The organism is Escherichia sp. MOD1-EC6021 (assembly GCF_002965245.1).
Classification (GTDB): domain Bacteria; phylum Pseudomonadota; class Gammaproteobacteria; order Enterobacterales; family Enterobacteriaceae; genus Escherichia; species Escherichia coli_F.
The window spans coordinates 63,347-83,161 of sequence record NZ_PTRU01000019.1; the positions used below are offsets into that span (position 1 = coordinate 63,347).

16 protein-coding genes are annotated in these 19,815 nt (G+C 49.9%); 7 read left to right on the forward strand and 9 right to left on the reverse strand.

Going from position 1 to position 19,815, the window contains the following annotated elements; translation table 11 throughout:
- The first annotated feature begins 475 nt into the window (after nucleotides 1-475).
- From hutU to BEB54_RS19795, 7 genes are all read left to right on the forward strand, one after another.
- On the forward strand, nucleotides 476-2,173 hold the full coding sequence (hutU, locus tag BEB54_RS19765; RefSeq protein ID WP_088541582.1) for a urocanate hydratase: 1,698 nt from the start codon (nucleotides 476-478) through the stop codon (nucleotides 2,171-2,173).
- Between the two features lie 163 nt (nucleotides 2,174-2,336).
- On the forward strand, nucleotides 2,337-3,746 hold the full coding sequence (locus BEB54_RS19770; RefSeq protein ID WP_088541583.1) for a cytosine permease: 1,410 nt from the start codon (nucleotides 2,337-2,339) through the stop codon (nucleotides 3,744-3,746).
- A gap of 1 nt (nucleotide 3,747) precedes the next feature.
- Entirely contained in the window at nucleotides 3,748-4,338 is a 591-nt protein-coding gene (locus tag BEB54_RS19775) for a HutD/Ves family protein (RefSeq protein ID WP_032183692.1), read from the forward strand.
- On the forward strand, nucleotides 4,335-5,546 hold the full coding sequence (gene hutI, locus BEB54_RS19780) for an imidazolonepropionase (protein WP_105277501.1): 1,212 nt from the start codon (nucleotides 4,335-4,337) through the stop codon (nucleotides 5,544-5,546). Before BEB54_RS19775 ends, hutI begins: the two co-directional genes overlap by 4 nt.
- Nucleotides 5,546-6,496 carry a formimidoylglutamase gene (gene hutG, locus BEB54_RS19785; protein WP_032183695.1) on the forward strand — a complete coding sequence of 317 codons (951 nt, stop codon included), beginning with the start codon at nucleotides 5,546-5,548 and terminating at the stop codon, nucleotides 6,494-6,496. The genes hutI and hutG overlap by 1 nt, the downstream gene beginning before the upstream one ends.
- Before the next feature lie 50 nt (nucleotides 6,497-6,546).
- Nucleotides 6,547-8,217 carry an HAL/PAL/TAL family ammonia-lyase gene (locus BEB54_RS19790; RefSeq protein ID WP_170881811.1) on the forward strand — a complete coding sequence of 557 codons (1,671 nt, stop codon included), beginning with the start codon at nucleotides 6,547-6,549 and terminating at the stop codon, nucleotides 8,215-8,217.
- A 270-nt stretch (nucleotides 8,218-8,487) separates the two neighbouring features.
- Nucleotides 8,488-9,393, forward strand: coding sequence for a LysR substrate-binding domain-containing protein (locus tag BEB54_RS19795; RefSeq protein ID WP_001214260.1), 906 nt, complete (start codon nucleotides 8,488-8,490; stop codon nucleotides 9,391-9,393).
- 33 nt (nucleotides 9,394-9,426) lie between these two features.
- Here the strand turns inward: BEB54_RS19795 and cobO are convergent, their stop codons facing one another.
- From cobO to glmS, 9 genes are all read right to left on the reverse strand, one after another.
- A complete protein-coding gene (gene cobO / locus BEB54_RS19800) occupies nucleotides 9,427-10,029 on the reverse strand; it encodes a cob(I)yrinic acid a,c-diamide adenosyltransferase (protein WP_000388210.1) in 603 nt (200 codons plus the stop codon).
- Between the two features lie 9 nt (nucleotides 10,030-10,038).
- Entirely contained in the window at nucleotides 10,039-11,691 is a 1,653-nt protein-coding gene (locus BEB54_RS19805; RefSeq protein ID WP_105277502.1) for a class I fumarate hydratase, read from the reverse strand.
- A 107-nt stretch (nucleotides 11,692-11,798) separates the two neighbouring features.
- On the reverse strand, nucleotides 11,799-13,079 hold the full coding sequence (locus BEB54_RS19810) for a dicarboxylate/amino acid:cation symporter (RefSeq protein WP_000724204.1): 1,281 nt from the start codon (nucleotides 13,077-13,079) through the stop codon (nucleotides 11,799-11,801).
- Between the two features lie 160 nt (nucleotides 13,080-13,239).
- The gene (locus BEB54_RS19815) at nucleotides 13,240-13,557 is read right to left on the reverse strand and encodes a DUF4387 domain-containing protein (RefSeq protein ID WP_000813947.1); all 318 of its coding nucleotides are present in this window, start codon (nucleotides 13,555-13,557) and stop codon (nucleotides 13,240-13,242) included.
- Nucleotides 13,554-14,924, reverse strand: coding sequence for an acyclic terpene utilization AtuA family protein (locus BEB54_RS19820; RefSeq protein ID WP_032183702.1), 1,371 nt, complete (start codon nucleotides 14,922-14,924; stop codon nucleotides 13,554-13,556). Before BEB54_RS19820 ends, BEB54_RS19815 begins: the two co-directional genes overlap by 4 nt.
- Nucleotides 14,925-14,927: 3 nt before the next feature.
- On the reverse strand, nucleotides 14,928-16,169 hold the full coding sequence (locus tag BEB54_RS19825) for a methylaspartate ammonia-lyase (protein ID WP_105282251.1): 1,242 nt from the start codon (nucleotides 16,167-16,169) through the stop codon (nucleotides 14,928-14,930).
- Nucleotides 16,169-17,614 carry a methylaspartate mutase subunit E gene (locus BEB54_RS19830; RefSeq protein WP_000423321.1) on the reverse strand — a complete coding sequence of 482 codons (1,446 nt, stop codon included), beginning with the start codon at nucleotides 17,612-17,614 and terminating at the stop codon, nucleotides 16,169-16,171. Before BEB54_RS19830 ends, BEB54_RS19825 begins: the two co-directional genes overlap by 1 nt.
- A gap of 18 nt (nucleotides 17,615-17,632) precedes the next feature.
- On the reverse strand, nucleotides 17,633-19,021 hold the full coding sequence (gene glmL, locus BEB54_RS19835; protein WP_105277503.1) for a methylaspartate mutase accessory protein GlmL: 1,389 nt from the start codon (nucleotides 19,019-19,021) through the stop codon (nucleotides 17,633-17,635).
- Entirely contained in the window at nucleotides 19,021-19,470 is a 450-nt protein-coding gene (glmS, locus tag BEB54_RS19840; RefSeq protein WP_088541593.1) for a methylaspartate mutase subunit S, read from the reverse strand. The genes glmL and glmS overlap by 1 nt, the downstream gene beginning before the upstream one ends.
- Between the last annotated feature and the right edge of the window lie 345 nt (nucleotides 19,471-19,815).

A 19,815-nucleotide genomic window follows, 5' to 3' on the forward strand; every position in this document is an offset into this window, starting at 1 on the left:
GCCATTGTTGCCGTTTTTTAATTATCAAAAGTGGGATGAAAACAAATGGATTATTAATGATAATAAAACATGTCTTTATGACGAATAATGAAGATCTTATTTTAAATATCATTGTGTTATGCGCACTGTGTGGTGTCGGAACACCTGTTGTTACGCTAATATCTGGTCGTTATTAACGCATTTCTTAGATAATTAAATTACTGACATCTTGCAATCTCATCATATTCATATGTTCAAATTAGAAAATATTTTGCCAACAATATCACTTTTTCGACAAGTTAAATTAAGCATATTGAATTCGCATACAACGCGTTGGTGGTTTTGAATTTAATATACCAAGACAAACAATATTCACTAAATGAATTAATAATACAAAATGATAAACGGGAATTATAGAAACCGTTTCTATATTCATTCGTTCGTTTTTTCTGACCGATTACAGCGTTTAATTTTATCAAGTAACAGGAGAAGATTCATGAGTAAGCCTTCAGACCCGCGTATTGATACCAGCCGTGTAATCCATGCGCCACACGGTACGCAGCTGCACTGCAAAAACTGGCAAATTGAAGCAGCCTACCGGATGTTGCAGAACAACCTTGATCCCGACGTTGCCGAAAATCCACAGCATCTGGTGGTGTATGGTGGTATTGGTCGTGCGGCACGTAACTGGGAGTGTTTTGACAAGATCCTTGAATCACTGAAAAATCTGGAAGCTGATGAGTCACTGCTGGTTCAGTCCGGTAAACCCGTAGGCGTGTTTAAAACGCATACCGATGCGCCGCGCGTATTGATTGCCAACTCTAACCTGGTACCGCAATGGGCCAACTGGGATCATTTCAATGAACTGGATCGTAAAGGTCTGTTCATGTACGGCCAGATGACCGCTGGCTCGTGGATCTACATCGGTAGTCAGGGCATTGTGCAGGGAACGTTCGAAACCTTTGTTGAAGCGGGTCGTCAGCACTACAACAATTCGCTGAGTGGAAAATGGATCCTGACCGCGGGGCTCGGTGGTATGGGTGGCGCACAACCGCTGGCGGCGACTCTGGCGGGGGCGTGCTCATTAAATATCGAGTGCCAGCAAAGTAGCATCGACTTCCGACTGCGTACCCGTTATGTCGATAAACAAGCGAAAGATCTTGATGATGCACTGGCGCTGATTAAATACCATACCGAGCGCAAAGACGCTGTTTCAATCGCGCTGTTGGGCAATGCGGCGGAAATTGTTCCTGAGCTGGTGAAACGTGCGCATCAGGGGGCGATTAAGCCGGATCTGGTAACCGACCAGACTTCCGCTCACGATCTGGTTTATGGCTACCTACCGATGGGCTGGAGCGTAGAACAATGGCGCGCTGCACAGCAGGATCCACAGCAACACGCCAGATTGCAAAAAGAAGCGGCACAGAGCTGCGTCGCACATGTTCAGGGGATGCTGGACTTCCAGGCGATGGGGATCCCGGTTGTCGATTATGGCAACAACATCCGCCAGGTGGCCTTCAACGAAGGTCTGCAAAATGCCTTTGATTTCCCGGGCTTTGTTCCGGCTTATATTCGTCCAATGTTTTGTGAAGGCAAAGGTCCATTCCGTTGGGTGGCGCTGTCTGGCGACCCGGAAGATATCTATAAAACCGATGCCAAAATTAAAGAGTTGTTCCCCAATAACGTACTGACGCATCGCTGGCTGGATATGGCGCGCGAGCGCATTGCCTTCCAGGGACTTCCTTCACGTATTTGCTGGCTGGGGCTTGGTGAGCGTCACCTGGCGGGGCTGGCATTCAACGAAATGGTGCGCAACGGTGAACTAAAAGCACCGATTGTGATTGGGCGCGATCATCTTGATACCGGTTCTGTCGCCAGCCCGAACCGCGAAACCGAAAGCATGCTTGATGGCAGTGATGCGGTTTCTGACTGGCCGTTGCTCAACGGTTTGCTCAACACTGCAGGGGGAGCAACGTGGGTATCCCTGCATCATGGCGGCGGCGTCGGGATGGGGTATTCACAACACGCCGGGATGGTTATTGTTGCCGATGGTAGCGAAGAAGCCGAAAAACGTCTGGCGCGTGTGCTGGTGAATGACTGTGCGTCCGGGGTTATGCGTCATGCGGATGCGGGTTATGAAGCGGCAATTGAATGTGCCAAAAACTATGGTCTGAAATTACCGATGATTCGCTAAATATTAACGCCGTCATTTAATATTTGCGCTAATACAGGCGGAGAATAATTCGCCTGTATAACAATAATTATCAAAAAATATTTTTACATCGTCGAGAGAAATATCTCCCGACCCTCTATTGCTGTTTCAAAAAATGACCTCTCATTTTGCAGGAGACTTTTTCATGGAATCAAGCAGCCCTATCCGCAGTAAAAAGCCAGTATTAGAATCAAATACGATTAACGCCGTTCCTGAGTCTGCTCGCCACGGCGCGCCATCTAGTCAGTTTACTTTATGGCTAAGTGCTAACTTACAAATTACCGCAGTGGTGGACGGCGCGTTAGCGATTATTTTTGGCTCCGAAGCTATGTCAGCAATAATTGGTTTATTAATCGGTAATATTATTGGTGGTGCAGTAATGGCATTGCACTCGTCGCAGGGGGCAAAGCTGGGATTACCCCAGATGATCTCCAGTCGTATCCGCTTTGGCGTTAAAGGAGCGGCGCTACCGTTACTGATGGTGATTATTATGTACCTTGGATTTGCCGCGACGGGTACAGTATTATCCGGTCAGGCGATTAACCGGATATTTGGTTTCGAATCGGCATCGACCGGAATTATTATTTTCGGCATGCTGACCGCGATGATCGCATTGGTCGGTTATAAACTAATTCACGTCGTTGGCCGTGTTGCAGGGATATTAAGTATTCTGGGGTTTATTTACCTGGCCACTCAACTTAGCGGTCACTACGATGTGGCTGCGGCATTTGGTCAAAAGCCATTTAGTCTGTCGGTCTTTTTATTAACGATTGCTCTCTCTGCCGGATGGCAATTAACGTTTGCCCCTTACGCCTCTGATTATTCCCGCTATTTACCCTCTGATACGCCAGCAAAATCAATCTTCTTTGCCACCTTTCTGGGAACCACGCTTGGTGCGCAATGTGCCATGACGTTTGGCGTACTTGTTGCGGCCTGTGGTGCTAACTTCCTGAAGGATCAGGTTGGTTTTATGGGCGAGTTAGCCGGACCCACCTTCGCCATTCTGATTTATATGGTGATTGTTTGCGGCAAACTGACGGTGAACTGTTTGAATGCCTACGGTGGCTTTATGTCGATTCTGGCGACCGTCAGCGCCTTTAATGATCGCAGTCAGGTTTCACAGCGTGTTCGTGCTGCCTACGTTGTAGGGTTCGTGCTGTTGTCGATGGTCGTCGCGCTGGCGGCAAGCGCAGATTTTTTGAATAATTTCAAAAACTTCGTTCTGCTACTGTTGACGGTATTTGTTCCGTGGAGTGCCATTAATCTCATCGATTATTACTTCATCTCACAAGGTAAAACCGATATTCCAGCGCTTTATACCCCGGAAGGGCGTTATGGCGCGTATAACAAAACCGCTTTGACGTGCTATGGCGTAGGCGTGTTGGTGCAGATCCCCTTCCTGAATCAAAAACTGTATCAGGGACCCATTTCTGTCCTGATGGATGGGGCGGATATCTCCTGGATTGTCGGCTTGTTAATTACCGCCGTTATCTATTACCCGTGGGCCAAACGCACCACCTGCGTTCCTGCTTATACGATTTATCCCGAGTCTTAATATGGAACCGATGCTGATTTCTGCAATGGATAAGCCGCTGCAACCGTGGCGCAACGGCGGGGGGTTTACCCGACAGCTGCTTGCCTGGCCCGATGATGAAAACTGGTTGTTGCGCATCAGTATGGCGAATGTCAGTCAGGATGGCCCTTTTTCAGCGTGGCCTGGCGTGGTTCGTGGCCTCGCGATCCTCGACGGGGAAGGGGTGAAGCTAACGTTTGCCGATTCGATCATCAACCTGCAACGTCACGATCCCGCCTTAATTTTCCCTGGAGAAGCAATGCCTGATTGTCAGCTGCTGGGCGGCGGGGTTCGCGATCTGAATATTATGGCGCGGGAAGGCGATGCGGGGATGCGTCGTGTGCAAAGCGTCATTGACTGGCTCCCTCCGGCGCATGCGCAAGCGGGGCTGTTCACGCTGTGTGAAGGGGAGTGGATAAGCGGCGAGAACAGGGTGTTTGTAACGGCGAATACGTTGTTATGGCGGTTTGCGCCTGATGGCAACTCCTGGCGTTTCGTACCACAGCAAAAAGTCTCCGTCGGCGAGCTGGCGGGTTGGTGGATTTATTATCTACGAGGGGAAAAATCCTTATGAGTGCATTTACGCTCTGGCGAAATACCACCCTGACGACGCTTTCGGCTAATGATTGGGGGGTGATTGAAAACGGTGCATTAATCAGCCGCGGTGACTCGATTGTCTGGCTTGGGAAGGCCACGCAGATCCCCCGTGAACTGACGGCTGATATTACAGAAGAACACGATCTACAGGGTAAGTTGCTGACACCCGGTCTGGTAGATTGTCATACACATCTGGTGTATGGCGGCCAGAGGGCGAACGAGTTTGAGATGCGGTTGCAAGGCGTGGCTTATGAAGATATCGCCAGAGCGGGCGGCGGGATCTTATCTACGGTTAATGCCACGCGGGCAGCCAGCGAAACACAGCTGTTTGAACTGGCGGCGCAGCGACTGCGAAACTGGCAACGTGAAGGCGTCAGTACGCTTGAAATCAAATCGGGTTATGGCTTAACGCTGGAAGATGAAGCGCGTTGTTTACGCGTGATCCGCCGCTTGCAGCAATCTACCGGGTTACATATTCAGTCTACGTTTCTCGGGGCGCACAGCCTGCCGCCAGAGTTTGCCGGGCGCAGTGATGATTACATTACGGCGCTTTGCGACTGGATGTGCGTGTTGCATGAACAGGGGCTGATTGATGCAGTTGATGCTTTTTGTGAAAACATCGCCTTTACTCCAGAGCAGGTACGGCGCGTTTTCAGTAAAGCGCAAAGCTATGGATTACCTGTAAAACTGCATGCCGAACAGCTTTCTGACCAGCAAGGCGCGGCGCTGGCAGCGGCGTTTTCTGCACTCTCCTGCGATCATCTGGAGTACCTGAGCGAGTCGGGGATCGCCGCCATGAAAGCGGCTGGAACAGTGGCGGTTTTGCTTCCCGGTGCTTATTACTTCCTGCGCGAAACCCATCTGCCGCCGATTGTCGCTCTGCGGGCCGCAGGTGTGCCGATTGCCATCTCCACGGATCATAACCCCGGAACGTCTCCCAACATGTCATTGCAGTTGATGATCAATATGGCCTGTACGCTGTTTCACATGACCCCGCTGGAAGCCGTTCAGGGCGTTACACGTCATGCGGCAAAAGCGCTTGGACTTGTTGATCGGGGTGAACTTGCGCCGGGACTACGGGCGGATATGGCTGTTTGGGATCTTAATCATCCGCGTGAGCTGGCTTACTGGTTTGGACATCAGCCTTGTCTGGGGCTGATTGTCGGCGGAAAAAGGAGTTGGTAATGAAGCAAACATTTATGGCATGGAGTGGACGTGTTGACTCGCAGGAAACTGGCGTCAGCACCCGCTGGCATCAGCATGTAAAACCGTTTACCGAACAAAGTCATGGAGGCAGTACGCTGATTGGTTTTGCCGTCGATGACGGGGTGCAACGTAACGGTGGGCGAGCGGGCGCAGCAGGCGGACCGGGCGCATTACGCAGCATGTTGGGCAATATGCCAGTGCTCCATGAAGGCGCTATTTTTGACATGGGTGACGTGCAAAGCGAAGACCACGCGCTGGAACCCGCACAAAACCGTCTGGCGGAAAACGTGGCTATGGCAATTGCGCGCGGCAGTTTGCCGGTCGTTCTGGGCGGCGGTCATGAAGTGGCATGGGGAACATTTCAGGGGATTATGCAGTCGCGTCCGGATATTCGGCGACTGCTGATAGTCAACCTTGACGCGCATTTTGATTTGCGGATGGCGGAAAAGGCCAATTCGGGTACGCCGTTTCGGCAGATGCAGGAGTGGAATGCGCAGCATGGCAAACCGTTTCATTATCGCGTGCTGGGAATAAGCCGTTATGCCAACACTCAGGCGTTATTTGATCGTGCTGATTGTCCTGGTGTGCGTTATTGGCTGGATGAATCTCTGCAATTTGAACGTGGTTTGCATGAGATTGTTAATGCGCTCTCGGCAGATATTCAGGCGTGTGACGCCATTTATTTAACGATTTGTCTTGATGTCTTACCGGGTTATCAGGCTCCTGGCGTTTCTGCGCCTTCGCCGTTAGGCGTGCCATTAAATATTGCTGAGGCTATTGTGAATTTAATTGCCGGTAGCGAGAAGTTGATTGCTGCGGATATTGCCGAACTGAACCCAGATTTGGACCGCGATAATTTGACCGCGAAGGTTGCCGCTCGCCTGGCTGCCACTATTGTCCGTCGAGGAAAAACAGATAAAACAAATTAAGAGGTTGTTGCAGTAATCCGTTGTTAAACTCATCAAAATAAGGAAACACAATGAAAGGATTGATACGCAGAGTCACTGTCACCGTTGTGCTCTGGAGCGTTTGCTCCATCGCGATGGCAAAATCAACCATTACGCTGGATGGCGAACATCTCTCTATTGACCAGGCCTGGTCAATTGCATTAGGTGATAACGGCGTCAAAATCGCGTCGAACGCCATGGAGCGCATGGAAAAAAGTTATGATCTGGTGATGACTGCCGCGCATTCAGGTACGCCTGTTTATGGCTTAACCGTGGGCGTGGGGCTAAATAAAGATCAGCCCATATTTGATGCCAAAGGAAATTTAACGCCTGAGGTGATTGACGCATCGAAAAAATTTAATGCTGCCGCGCTGCGCGCCCATTCTGCGGGCGTCGGTCCGATGTTGCCGGATTATCTTGCCCGTCTCTCAATGGTGTTACGTTTAAATACTATGTTGCATGGGCAAACCGGCGCGCAGCCTTATATTGCCGAGTTGTATGCCGAGTTTATTAATCGAGGCGTTACGCCGTTAATTCCGGCGCGGGGAAGTATCGGCGCAGCGGATATTATGCTCGCTTCACACGTTGGTCTGGTGATGATGGGCGAGTGGAAAGCGCGGGTTAATGGCGTGGAAATGAGTGGTGGCGATGCGCTGGTGAAAGTGGGGCTTAAACCACTGGTCCCGCAGGGTAAAGATATGCTGGCGATTTTGTCGAACAACAGTGTCGGAACAGCATATGCAATTGAAGCGGTACGGTCGGCACGCCAGGTGCTGAATGTCAGTCCGGTGGTTTTCGCCATGAGCCTCGAAGCGTTGAATGGCAATGTCGCGCCGGTACTGCCGCAGTCGATCGCCGTGCGTCCTTTCCCGCAGTTGGCTGATTCCGCTAAAGAGATTCGCGATGCGTTAAGTGGTTCTTATTTATGGCATAAGGATGACAAACGTGCATTGCAGGATCCGTTATCGTTCAGAACGACGGTGTATACCATTTCTGAGGCAATGCGCGCGTTGCGCGATGCTGAAGATACCATTACCGTGCAGATCAACAGTTCCGATGACAACCCGGCAACCGTGCTGAATGCAGACAAAGCGTATCAGGACTCCAGTCAGGTCGCGCAATATTTTGTTAAAGATGGGGCAATCAGCGGTGGGATCTTCCCGACGGCGAATTTCGAATCGTTACCGGTTGCGCTTGCCACCCAGCGTCTGACCGTGGCGTTAGTGCATGTTTCACATAACAGTATGCGCCGCTCGCTGCATCTTGAAGATGATCACTTTACCGGTTTGTCACGCTTCCTGTCGGCAGCAGGTAATAAAGGTCATGGCTTCGGTTCATTACATATCCCGTTTGTTGCGCTGCATGCGGAAAATGTCGATCTCGCTAACCCGGTTTCTTTCGATATTCAACCGGTAGCCGGAGGCATTGAAGATACGGGTGCCAATAACGACCACGCGGCGAGAAGATTGAAACAGGTTGTTGATAATTTGAATGTCATTTATGGCATTGAACTGATGCATTCTGCCCAGGCGATTGATTTGCGCTTGCAAGCCGATCCACAGCTGGCGTTAGGCAAATCAACAAAAGCGATGTTCACCGCTTATCGTCAAGTCGTGCCATTTGTCAGTCAGGATCGGGTCTTTACCCCGGATATTGAAGCATCGCAAAAATTCTTAGAGGGATATGCTATAAATCAAAAATAAAATCTATGTTGATTGTTTATCATTATATCCACAGATATGATAAATGATATCAATTTAATAATTTTCACTTAATGTAATTCCTGATAATCCGAAAGGTGCTGTGCTTTTCGGATTATTATTATCTGATTAAGATAATTGTCACGCCAGGCTTACTGGGTTATAAATGTTAATCATGATTCTTATAAATTATTTATTGCTGCTTTGGTTACCATTACTTCGTAATAAGTAATGTATTTTTGATGGTTTAAACTATTTTTAAGGGACGGCATTATGCGAGGAAAAATACCTAAAACGGAGCTGCTGGTGACTTTTGAGGTCGTCGCACGTCATGAAAGTTATACCAGAGCGGCAGAGGAGTTAGCGTTAACCCAAAGTGCAGTATTCAGACAAGTAAGTGCGTTGGAGGAATTTTTACATACTCCGTTATTTTCACACTCTAAAAAACGCATTTTTCTTAATGATGCAGGGAAGTATTACCTGGGGATAGTAAAAGAAACATTAAATAAATTGGAGCGCGATACCAATACGATTATGACCTGGCAGCCTACGGTTCAGGTTATTGAACTTGCCGTTAATCCTACGTTTAGTACCCACTGGTTAATCCCAAATTTACATGAATTCACAAAGTTACATCCCGATATTATTGTTAATATTCATTCTTTAGCTAATAACGGCGATTTTCTTAATCGGGAGTACGATGCTGTCATTATGCGCGAAAATTTTTGCGCGCCCTGGGCGGAAGTAGAATATCTCTTTGAAGAGGAGATTTTGCCGGTATGCAGCGGCAGTTTGCTTGCAATGTCCGATCAAAAACTGTCAGTGGCAGAACTGCTTACTGAGTTACCACTTCTGCATCAAAGCACCCGTATTACTGGCTGGGAAGAGTGGTTTGCTTTATCTGGCGTTAGCAGTCCGCTGGTCAATAACGGACCACGTTTCGATTTGCTTTCAATGCTGATTGCCGCCGTGCGCTCTAATCTCGGCGTGGCGCTGTTACCACGGTTCGCTATTCAACATGATTTGGATAGTGGCGATATGGTGATTCCCTGTGATGTGCCTATTCGTACCGGTAATCGTTTTATTATGACGTGGCAGGAAGAGAAGTCTGACTCGCCGCACTTGCAGCAATTTCGTGAATGGTTGCTGGCGAAATCGGTCGTACCGCAGGAGATGTAAAACCTGCGCCTGGCTGGATGCCAGGCGCAGTTATTACCAGTCGATACCCGGCTGCGCCTGAATGCCGTTATCAAAAGCATGTTTGACGGGGCGGATTTCGCTGACCGTATCCGCCATTTTTAATATCTGACTGTGGCAACTGCGTCCGGTGACAATGACACTTTGTTGTGCCGGGCGGTTTTGCAGAGAAGTGATCACTTCTTCGGTGTCCAGATAATGGTAAGCCAGCATATAGGTCAGCTCATCAAGCACCACTAAGTCGTAACGCTTGTCAGCCAGCATCCGTTTGCTTTCCGACCAGACCTCTTTCGCCGCGTCGATATCCGCTTGCCGGTTCTGAGTCTCCCAGGTAAAACCGGTTCCCATAATATGAAACTCAACCCCCAGCGGCTGGAGAAGGTTGTATTCGCCGTTGTCCCATTGCCCCTTGATGTACTGCGCAACCCCCACCGTTTTGCCATGACCCACCGCGCGCGTCACAGTACCAAACGCGGCAGTGGATTTCCCTTTGCCGTTGCCGGTGAAAACAATCAAGATCCCTTTTTTCTCTATCGCCGCCGCGACGCGCGTATCGACCTGTTCCTTCAATTTCTGTTGGCGCTGCACATGCCGTTCAGTTGAAATTCGCGCTTCCATTCATTTTCCTTAATGTCCCGCAGGGCAACTGGCGCAGCGGTGTTGCTGCTCAAACTGGCTAAAGAAATTATTGCCTTTATCATCAACCAGGATGAATGCGGGCAGATTTTCCACTTCCATCATCCACACCGCCTCCATACCCAGCTCCGGGTATTCCAGGCAACGCAGACTTTTGACATATTCTTGCGCCAGTAACGCAGCTGCACCGCCAATACTTCCCAGATTGAAGCCTGCATGTTTGTGACAGGCATCGGTGACCTGCTGGCTGCGGTTACCTTTCGATAACATTACCAGACTGCCGCCAGCCGCCTGGAAGGTTTCGACATAACCGTCCATTCGACCGCCCGTGGTTGGACCCAGTGAACCGCAGGCCATGTTCTCCGGTGTTTTCGCCGGGCCAGCGTAATAGACAATATGATGCTTCAGGTAATCCGGCATCGATTCGCCGCTATCCAGCCGCGCTTTTATTTTTGCGTGGGCGATATCGCGCGCCACTACGATGGGACCACTTAACGACACGCGGGTACCTACCGGTAATCTGGCGAGATCCTGCATCACGTCACGCAACGGACGGTTTAGATCCAGCTGTACATGTTGCGCGTGATTTTCTTCCCGCAGTGAGGCTGGAATATATTGCCCCGGATTGTGTTCGAGTTTTTCCAGCCAGATACCATGCTTGTTAATTTTTGCTTTGATATTGCGATCGGCAGAACAGGAGAGCGCCATAGCTATCGGGCAAGAGCCACCGTGACGCGGCAGACGAATGACGCGAATATCATGAGCGAAATATTTACCCCCAAATTGCGCACCAATACCAAATTGCTGACTGGCCTCGAGCAACGCTTTTTCCAGCTCAATATCACGGAATGCTTGTCCCTGCTCGTTTCCGCTGGTGGGCAAATTGTCGTAATATTTCGTAGAGGCCAGCTTGGCAACTTTTAAGGTTTGATCGGCTGAAAGCCCTCCGACGACAAAGGCGATGTGGTAGGGCGGGCAGGCGGCCGTGCCCAACGATTTCATTTTGTCGATTAAAAATGCGGTCAGTTTTTCTGGTTGCAATAAGGATTTGGTTTCCTGATAAAGTGCGGCTTTATTGGCGGAGCCGCCCCCTTTATTAACACAGAGAAAATGGTACTCATTACCAGCGACAGCGCTGATATCAATCTGCGCCGGAAGATTGGTTTGCGTATTGACTTCGGTATACATATCCAGCGGCGCATTTTGTGAAAAGCGCAGATTATTTTCCTGGAAAGTACTGTAAATGCCTTTGCTTAAGGCTTCAGCGTCGTTACCTCCCGTCCATATCTGTTGCCCTTTACTGGCAACAATAGTTGCGGTGCCGGTATCCTGACAGTTGGGTAATACCCCTTTTGCTGAGACTTCAGCATTACGTAATAACTGCAACGCAACGTATTTATCATTACTGCTGGCCTGCGGATCGTTAAGAATGCTGGCGACCTGTTGCAAATGAGCGGAACGTAAGAAAAAAGAGGCTTCATAAAATGCCTGCCGGGCAAGCAGCGTTAATGCTTCAGGAGCGATTTTTATTACTTCTTCGCCGTCTAATTCCGTTACTGTAATATGTTGATCGCTAATTAATGTATATTCTGTACCGTCTTTATTTTGTAGAAACGGTTCTTGCCAGATAAATGGTTTGGACATATTTCACTTTTCACCTTAAACGTTAGTGTTACTTAATTGCCGTCTAACTTCATGATCCGGCTTATAAAAATGCGTAGTCATTGGCTTCTGATTGCTTAAGATCCCCCTCAGGGCAGAGCAACGTTCGATTCATTGGGTTTTAATGCTTTACCCCGACAGCCCTCGCCGAAATGTTCGCCTTCCCACCGACTCACCATCGCAGCGCCCATTGCGTTGCTCATGACGTTTGTCGCGGAACGCCCCATATCAAGGAACGGATCAACGCCCATCAGCAAGATCAGCCCCGCTTCCGGAATATTGAACTGGTTGAGCGTGGCGGCGATAACCACCATTGAGGCGCGTGGTACGCCAGCCATTCCTTTCGAGGTCAACATCAGGATCAACAGCATGGTGATTTGCTCACCGATGGATAAATGGATATTGCAGGCCTGGGCGATGAAAACTGTGGCGAAGGAGCAGTAGGCCATTGATCCAACGAGATTAAATGAGTAGCCAATGGGTAAGACAAAGCTGGCAATTTTGGGGGAAACGCCAAATTGCTCCAGTTTTTCAAGCGTTCCCGGAAAAGCAGCTTCAGAACTGGATGTGGTAAATGCCAGCAGGGCGGGTTCTGAAAGGGCGCGGGTCAGGCGTCTGATGCAGGGGCCGACATAAACGATGGCCAGACCGATAAGCAGCACCCAAAGTAATAACATGGTGAAATAAAATTCACCCATAAAGATCCCGGCGCTCACCATAACTGCCAGTCCTCGTTCAGCAATCAATGCTGAAATAGCGGCGAATACGGTCAGGGGAGCGAAGAGCATGACGTAGCCAGTGAGCTTTAACATGGCATGTGCCAGCGAATCTAAGGCGTGAACGATGGCGCTGCCTTTCTCACCAATCGCCGTCAGGCTACAGCCGAGGAAAATTGAGAACACCACGATTTGCAAAATTTCATTGTGCGCCATGGCATCGACAATGCTGGTGGGGAAAGCATGCGAAATAAATACTTTTAGTGTAAAGGGTTCTGACGCGACCACTCCGGTGGTTTCGGCACCGTGTGCAACAAAATTAATTCCTGTGCCTGGCATGAAGAAATTTACCGTTATCAAGCCTAAGGCAATTGACAGCAATGAGGCGCAAATAAATAAAAAGAGTGTTTTAGAAAAAATACGACCAAGGGCTTTGGCATCGCCCATTTTAGCAATACCTACCACCAGGGTAGAGACCACTAACGGAGCGATAATCATTTTTATCAGTCGTAAGAAAATCGTCGTGAATATCGATATTTCTTGCGCATAGAGTTTTGCTGTTTCCGGTGAAGCAGTGTTATTGAGCACTACGCCGATAATCATTCCAAGTACCAGCGCCAAAAGAATCATCGTGGTTAAACTTATTTTCTTCATTTTTTCCTCCATCAGGTGCACGGCGATAAATCAGAATCAGGAGAAGTGGATGCCTGAATAGAGATTCAGGCATCTACCTGCTATAACAACCTTACAAATAGCTGAAGTGTTGAGCTGCAATAAGTGACGGGATGTCAGTTGGCTAAAAGTGTTCGGATTTTTACAAATCGAAACTCATATTTAATAAAGGTGCATGTTGCTGTGCGCCATAGACATCATTGTCACCTACATTCCCGGAGATAATATCTCGTGGCATGACAATTTTTACTGCGTTAGAAGGATCAAACCAGACAATACGATGAATAAAGTCAGGTTCAACATGATATAAGCGCGCAATCAGTTCTGGGGTTAATTGCCCTGATGATTTTACTCGCTCATAGTTTTCTTTCGTTTTAAATAAAATATCTAAAACCAGTTCGTAAGGTCCGGCATTTTTCGAACGAATGACTTGCGCCAGTGAGACAATTGACTGTTTCATGCCTGAACTCCTTCTGGCGTCACCTGTTCAATATGGAAATCAAAACGCAGAGCGTCGTTGGCTTCAATCAGGTGATATATGGAAAATTCGTATACCGGCCCGCCCTGGATATCAGAAGGGGAGAACGGGAACGCCAGGTTGCCTGCGGTAGCGATGCGGTTTTCATAGCCGTAGTGCAGCATGGTAGAGCGCACCAGCGAGCAAACGCTATTGGCAATATCCTGGGTCGGTGCAACTACATCAAGGACAATCCCCAGCTCATGCCCGGCAGTTTGCATCGGTTCATGGTCGCCCATCACCCCGTTTTTGCCGTACAGGTGGAAATTGATGCGAATGCTGTCATCGTCGAGCGACAGGTTACGCGAAACGCTGGTTTTGACTTCATCGATGATTTTATCGATCCCGGCGATCATGATCGGGTCGCGCGTTCCTGCGATGGTCAGACAGCGGAAGCCCACCCGCCGCGCACCTTCCAGTTTCAGGGCATACGGCGTTTCTTCATGCTTAGAACCGCTGACGTACACTTCGCCGTCATTGACCGCTTTAAATGTGCAGCCTTTCAGGTTCAACACGCCGCCAGGTCCTGGCAGGAAGTAGGGATCGGATTTCTCATACAGTGTGTGTGCAGCCGCTGACGTTTCGGTAAATTTACGCTTCGGATTAAATGTCTTCAGCGTAAAGCCGTTGTCATCAATGATGCCCATCGCACAGTCAGAGCCTGAGCCGGGCGTTGCGGCGATTGCCGCGCATTCAAGGATTTTCCCACAATGCAGCGCCAGACCTTCATCAAAGCCTTGCATGATCGGTAGCGCAGCAAAGCAGGCCGGGTCGTAAGCGCGCCCGCCCAGCACCACTTGCGCGCCTTCTTTCAGCGCCTGCTGGAAGGGTTCGATGCCCATTTGCGCGACGATATACGTACTTTCGTCAATCGCGTCGTGGGTTAACGGCGGGACAAAATCCAGCGCTGTGATTTTGCCGTTATCCAGCGCCTGGTGGACGATGGCTTTGTCAACGTCTGCCGGGATCAGCGCCATCGAGAACGCGAGGTGCTCTTCCCGGGCAATCTCATGAATTATTTCTCGGCACCACTCCAGGTGTGGAGCGGCACCAGAACCGCCGGCCGTTCCGATCACCACCGGTATATTATTTTGCACGCCTGCGGTGATCATATAGCGCAGATCGCGCTTGACCCCTGCGCGATCGGTAAACGGTTTGCCCGCCCCGAGGTAGTGGGGGCCAGGATCGGAAGAGCCTGCATCAACGGCGATCAGATCGGGCGATTCTGCCATCGCTTTGCGGAAGCTCTCTTCCGGGAATCCATACCCGAGGATTGCCGTTGGCGATAAGACTTTAAAAGAACGAGCCATTTGTTAATCCTTAGCCTGCAACAGCGCGATAGTACGATTCATTTCGTTGAAGACGATATCGAGGCCTTCGTCAAAGCCCATCCCTGGTTTTACCAGCATACGCATGGGGCGAGCAGCAAGGGCGACGTGGACACAGGTGCGGGCACTGACATCAGTTTCATTGCAGGTGCCGCCCTGGTACGCTTCCATGCTGTGGCTGTTGCAATAAAGAACTGCATCGACGATGTTGTGAATACTGCCCAGATCCGGGGTTTTGATTTGCACCATGTGGCAACTGGCGGCATCAGTGAAATCAACAATATCCTGGTAGGTGTTACACCATTCATCGGCCACAATTTTCACGCCGGAACCGAGGCGCGTCAGCTCTTTGGTAATCGCGTTCAGCAGGCGAATTTGATCGGGCTTGTTACCGGCATCGACCGGCCCTTCAATGTAGAGCGGCAGGCCTTGCGCCTCTTTTTCCAGGCTGGCGATGTATTGCGCACAGCGAAGCGGATCCATATCGAAGATCAGACCGATAGTGCCGTATACATCGATGTGCAGGGTTGGGTGGTAGCGTGCGCTGGTGCGCTTGCTCAGAATGCGATCTGACAACCAGCGGACATATTCGCGCAGTTTTTCACCTTTAAAGCCCAGCTTCTCTTCGACGTTATTAATCAGCGCATGGGGCAGCACGTCGATGCCCTTAAGGATCATCTTATCGACGGCGATATATCGATCGTCGCCGCTCTGACCAAATAATGGAATGGATTCCGCCACGCGTGGCAACTGCCATTCATCACAGACCACTTCAGTTTTTAGACGGCCGGTTGCCAGCGCGGTAGCATCAAGCAGCGCCTGTGATAATCCGTAACGTACGGCGGTATGCAGCAAGTTGCCGTCAATACGCAATTTGTCGAAGAAACGGGCATTCGGCAGGAAAGCATCCACATCGCGGCCTACCAGTAATGGCTTGATATGGTCGTTGAGGAACGGAATAAAGTGCTCTGCGAGGAACAGTGGATCGCGACCGCCTGCCCCGGAATACTGTACGGCAGCACAGTCGCCTACGGCGACCGCACCGTTTTCCAGAATCAACTGAACCGAAACGCACTCCCCGGCCTGACGTACGGCGTTAAACCCCTGTGTTACCGGCTCTCCGGTGTAGAAAAAGCCGTCGTGACCCGCTCCGTTTTTTATCGCCTGCTGATCATCGAAATAGAATGAGGAGTAGCCAGCGGTAAAAAGGGCCTGTTTTATTTTCATTATGGTCTTCCTATTAATTTACTGTGGGATACAGCATTGATGTCATCTACAACCATCTGGAATGTCGGTTGGCGTCCTTCAAAGCGTGCGCGTTCAGCAACGTAATCGTGGTGGAGGTCGAGAATATCTTTTGGCAATGGAACGGCTCCGGCTTCCAGTACGCGTATCGCGCCGGTGTTGTCACGGACCGGAAGAATTTTGCCCGCGTTGCAGGCGGCTGGTGCAAACGGCACATCCAGTACGCCCGCTTCAAATGCCAGCACCGTACCGCGCGCGATATCACCATTACCCAGTTCGAACACTTTGTTCAGTACAGCGCGAACCTCGCTCTTAATCAGTTCAATTTCCAGTTCAACCGCCGGGCACGGCGGGAATTTCTGCTCGTTGACCATGTTGAGCATCTGGCGGGAGGCTTTTAGCCCCTGAATGTTGGCAGCAGCAGTCGGGATGCCCCAGGCTTCGTGCGGACTTTTGGTGATGACTTTGGTAGCACCAGACATCCCCGCGACGGCAGCACCCCAGGAGATAATGGCGAACGCTTTCGATTCGTCCTCCGGAAAGCCTCCCATCCACTGGTGAAACACGGTACTTAATTCGTAGTCGGTATAGCCATAGCTCTGAAAATATTCGTGTGCAAGTTCCCGCAGAGATTGGATCGCCGCAACATCCTGCGTCAGGCTACCGACCTGACCATAACCAACGGTGATAGACTTCACACCCTGTTCCAGTGCCAGCAAGCCTTCGATTATTGCGATAGAGTGCGAGATAAACGGCGGGATCAGCGTACCCGTTAGTGGGCCAAACGGTTCGCGGTTGATGCGGATCCCGTGTTCTTCGTACATCCCCATTAAACGATCGCAGTACTGCCAGTCGCGGATCGATTTTTCCAGCGTTACGCGCTTGGCATACGGAATATTGTAGGAAATGCCGCCGCCTTCATAACTGGTAAAGCCGCTGGCCATCGAGATTTCAGCCAGCAGACGCGCATCTGGCGTGCCGTGGCGGATCTGTAGCGGTTTTTGCAGAGTTTCGGTGAGGCGACGGCAAGCGGCGACGCCGTGGTTAACTACCGGTAAACCGTTCAGTTTAGAGGTTCCGGCTTCGATGGATTTTTTAATCCCTACAGCCGCTTCTTCGTACCGATTCAGACGGGTATATGCATCGATAGTGCTCGGCAGCAGATCGCACTCTTCTTGTAGTGTTTTCAGTAGTTCGATGTGTTCGTCCATCAGCGCCACGCCTGCGCGCGGTTGGCTAAGGGTTTTACCTTCCTTGTCTGCTTTCAGCAGGGCAAGAGAGAAGCGTTTATGCTCAGGAATGGTTTGTTGGTATTTAACGCCATCTTCAAAGTTTTCAACATCCTTGCCGGTTTCCCAGGTTTTCAATACCTGTTGCCGCTCGGTCATGAATTCGTCATGGGTTAATTTCTTATTTCGAAGTTCCATTGATTGCAGCCTTAATTGTTATAGGGTTAAGCATTGAATACTGGTGCGCGCGGCGGCCAGCGGATCGACTCTGGCGACGTTTGCCAGCAGTGGTAATAGCCCCCGGGAATCGCGGTAATATTCAAATTCGGTCGGTAAGAGAATGCGTTTACCGTCGTCGTTTAACTCGCGGTATTTCAACCAGTGATGCATATCGAACTGACTGGCACGCGAGAGCCATCCGCCGGAACCCACGACTTTACGCACGGTTGTCAGGTCACGTCCCATCTGTAAATCGACATTGCCGACGCAGGTGCAGACCTCTTTTTTGGTGCCCGCATGTCTTTCGGTGGCATAACCCACACACAGTCCGGCCAGGACGGTATCGAAATATTTTTCATCTGCATTCGCGGGTAAGTAGTCGGGATGAGCGACTAGATGACGGAGGTAATGATAAAAAGCGTCCAACTGTGCGGGTTGCTGAGCAAAATTCACACTGACTAACTCTTTCGCACTTTCACCAACCACCATTGCCGAGACGCGCATTCCCAGATCGCCTTCCACCGTCCGTTTTACGAAGGGTTCCGGTACGCCATGTAAAACAGTGTCGGGCGAGAGCGTGTTGGCACAGGCGGAATAGACATCGGTGGTTGCGCCGCCCATGTCGATCAGCATGAACTCTTTCCAGCTGTGATCGACGTTACTGATTGCCTTAACCAGTTCAAAGACCGTCCATGGTGTCGGCATTGGTTCTTCGCCTGTTTTATCAACAATGACATCCAGCCCTTTCCCTTTAACGATGCGTTTAAGGAATATGTCGCAGATAGCCTGGCGTGCAGCTAAAGGGTTCGGATGGTCAAGATCGGGCAGAACGTTGTCGACGATGGTCAGGTCTTTATGCCCGAGGAGCTCCTGCACCTTGTCCTGAATATCCCGGTTTCCGGCAAAAATAATGGCGCAGTCGAGTTTGGATTCTGCCAGCACACGGGCGTTATTCAGTCCGTAGCTTTCTTCTCCGCCGTCGGTGCCGCCGGTGAACAAGAGAATATCGGGCTGCGTTTCTTCCAGTGCCTGGATATCACGGCGGTTCAGCTTGTAGGCGTAATATTGCGCAATTTTAGCACCTGCAGAGTGAGCGGTTACTTTCGCGGTTTCCAGAGTGATAGAAGGCACTATTCCCATTGCGGCAACCGCCAGCCCACCTTTGGCAGAGGAGGAATACTTCAATGCAACCTCACCGCGGTTTAACAGGGGGAGGGCATTATCTACGTTTAACACCTGGTTAAGGCTGGAGAAAAATCCCTCTGCCAGATGATGGATGGTGGTTGGGGTCAGAACGTGGTTAACCAACGTTAACGCGTCCCCCTCCCGGGTGAAGAGGGCTGCTTTGGTCCACGTCGATCCAATATCGACAGAGACGATTTGCATCAGATTGCCTCTTCAAGAATGCGAGTTTCAACGCCATGACGTTGGTTGATATCGTGGGCCATCAGCTGGCAGACATCTTCTAAGTCATGACTTGGGGCGAAGACGCGATCAAATCCCATCTCTTTGAACTTGGTTTCCACGTCAGCGAAGTCATGTTTTCCGACCACCAGGTTACCGCCCACATAGAGCAGGATGTTACCCAGCCCACGCTCGATGCAGCGTTCGCGCATGCCCAGACAATCGATATCGCCATGCCCATAGATAGAGGAGACGACAATCGCGTCAGCGCCAGTTTCAATGGCAGCATCAATATATTCGTCCTGGCTGACCATTACGCCCAGATTAATGACTCTGAAGTCATGGTTGCTAAAAACGCGGTCCAGAACTTTATTGCCTACTGCATGGCAGTCCGCGCCAATAACGCCAATCACAAGTGTTGCTTTCTTCATGGGTAATCCTTTGTAAGACAGAGAGTAAATTAAGTTACACACGTCGTATTTATGGCCGTTCATAACGGCACAGGTTTAATATCAGAGGAGTGTCTTTATCTGACCGTAATGTTGCAATTGATCTATTTTCAAAATGTCTTTCGGGAAATGATTGTTTAAAGTGTGTTTTTAAATTCTCATTTTAATTCAGTGTGTTATGTCAACTAATGTCATGAATGTTAAATTTTTAAAATTAACTTGATTTGATGTATTGAGATAATTGTGATCAACTTCTAATTTGCATTTTTGTGACGTGGCTTTAGCCATGAGTAAATGCATTTCATAAAAGTTAAGTCGAATTTCACT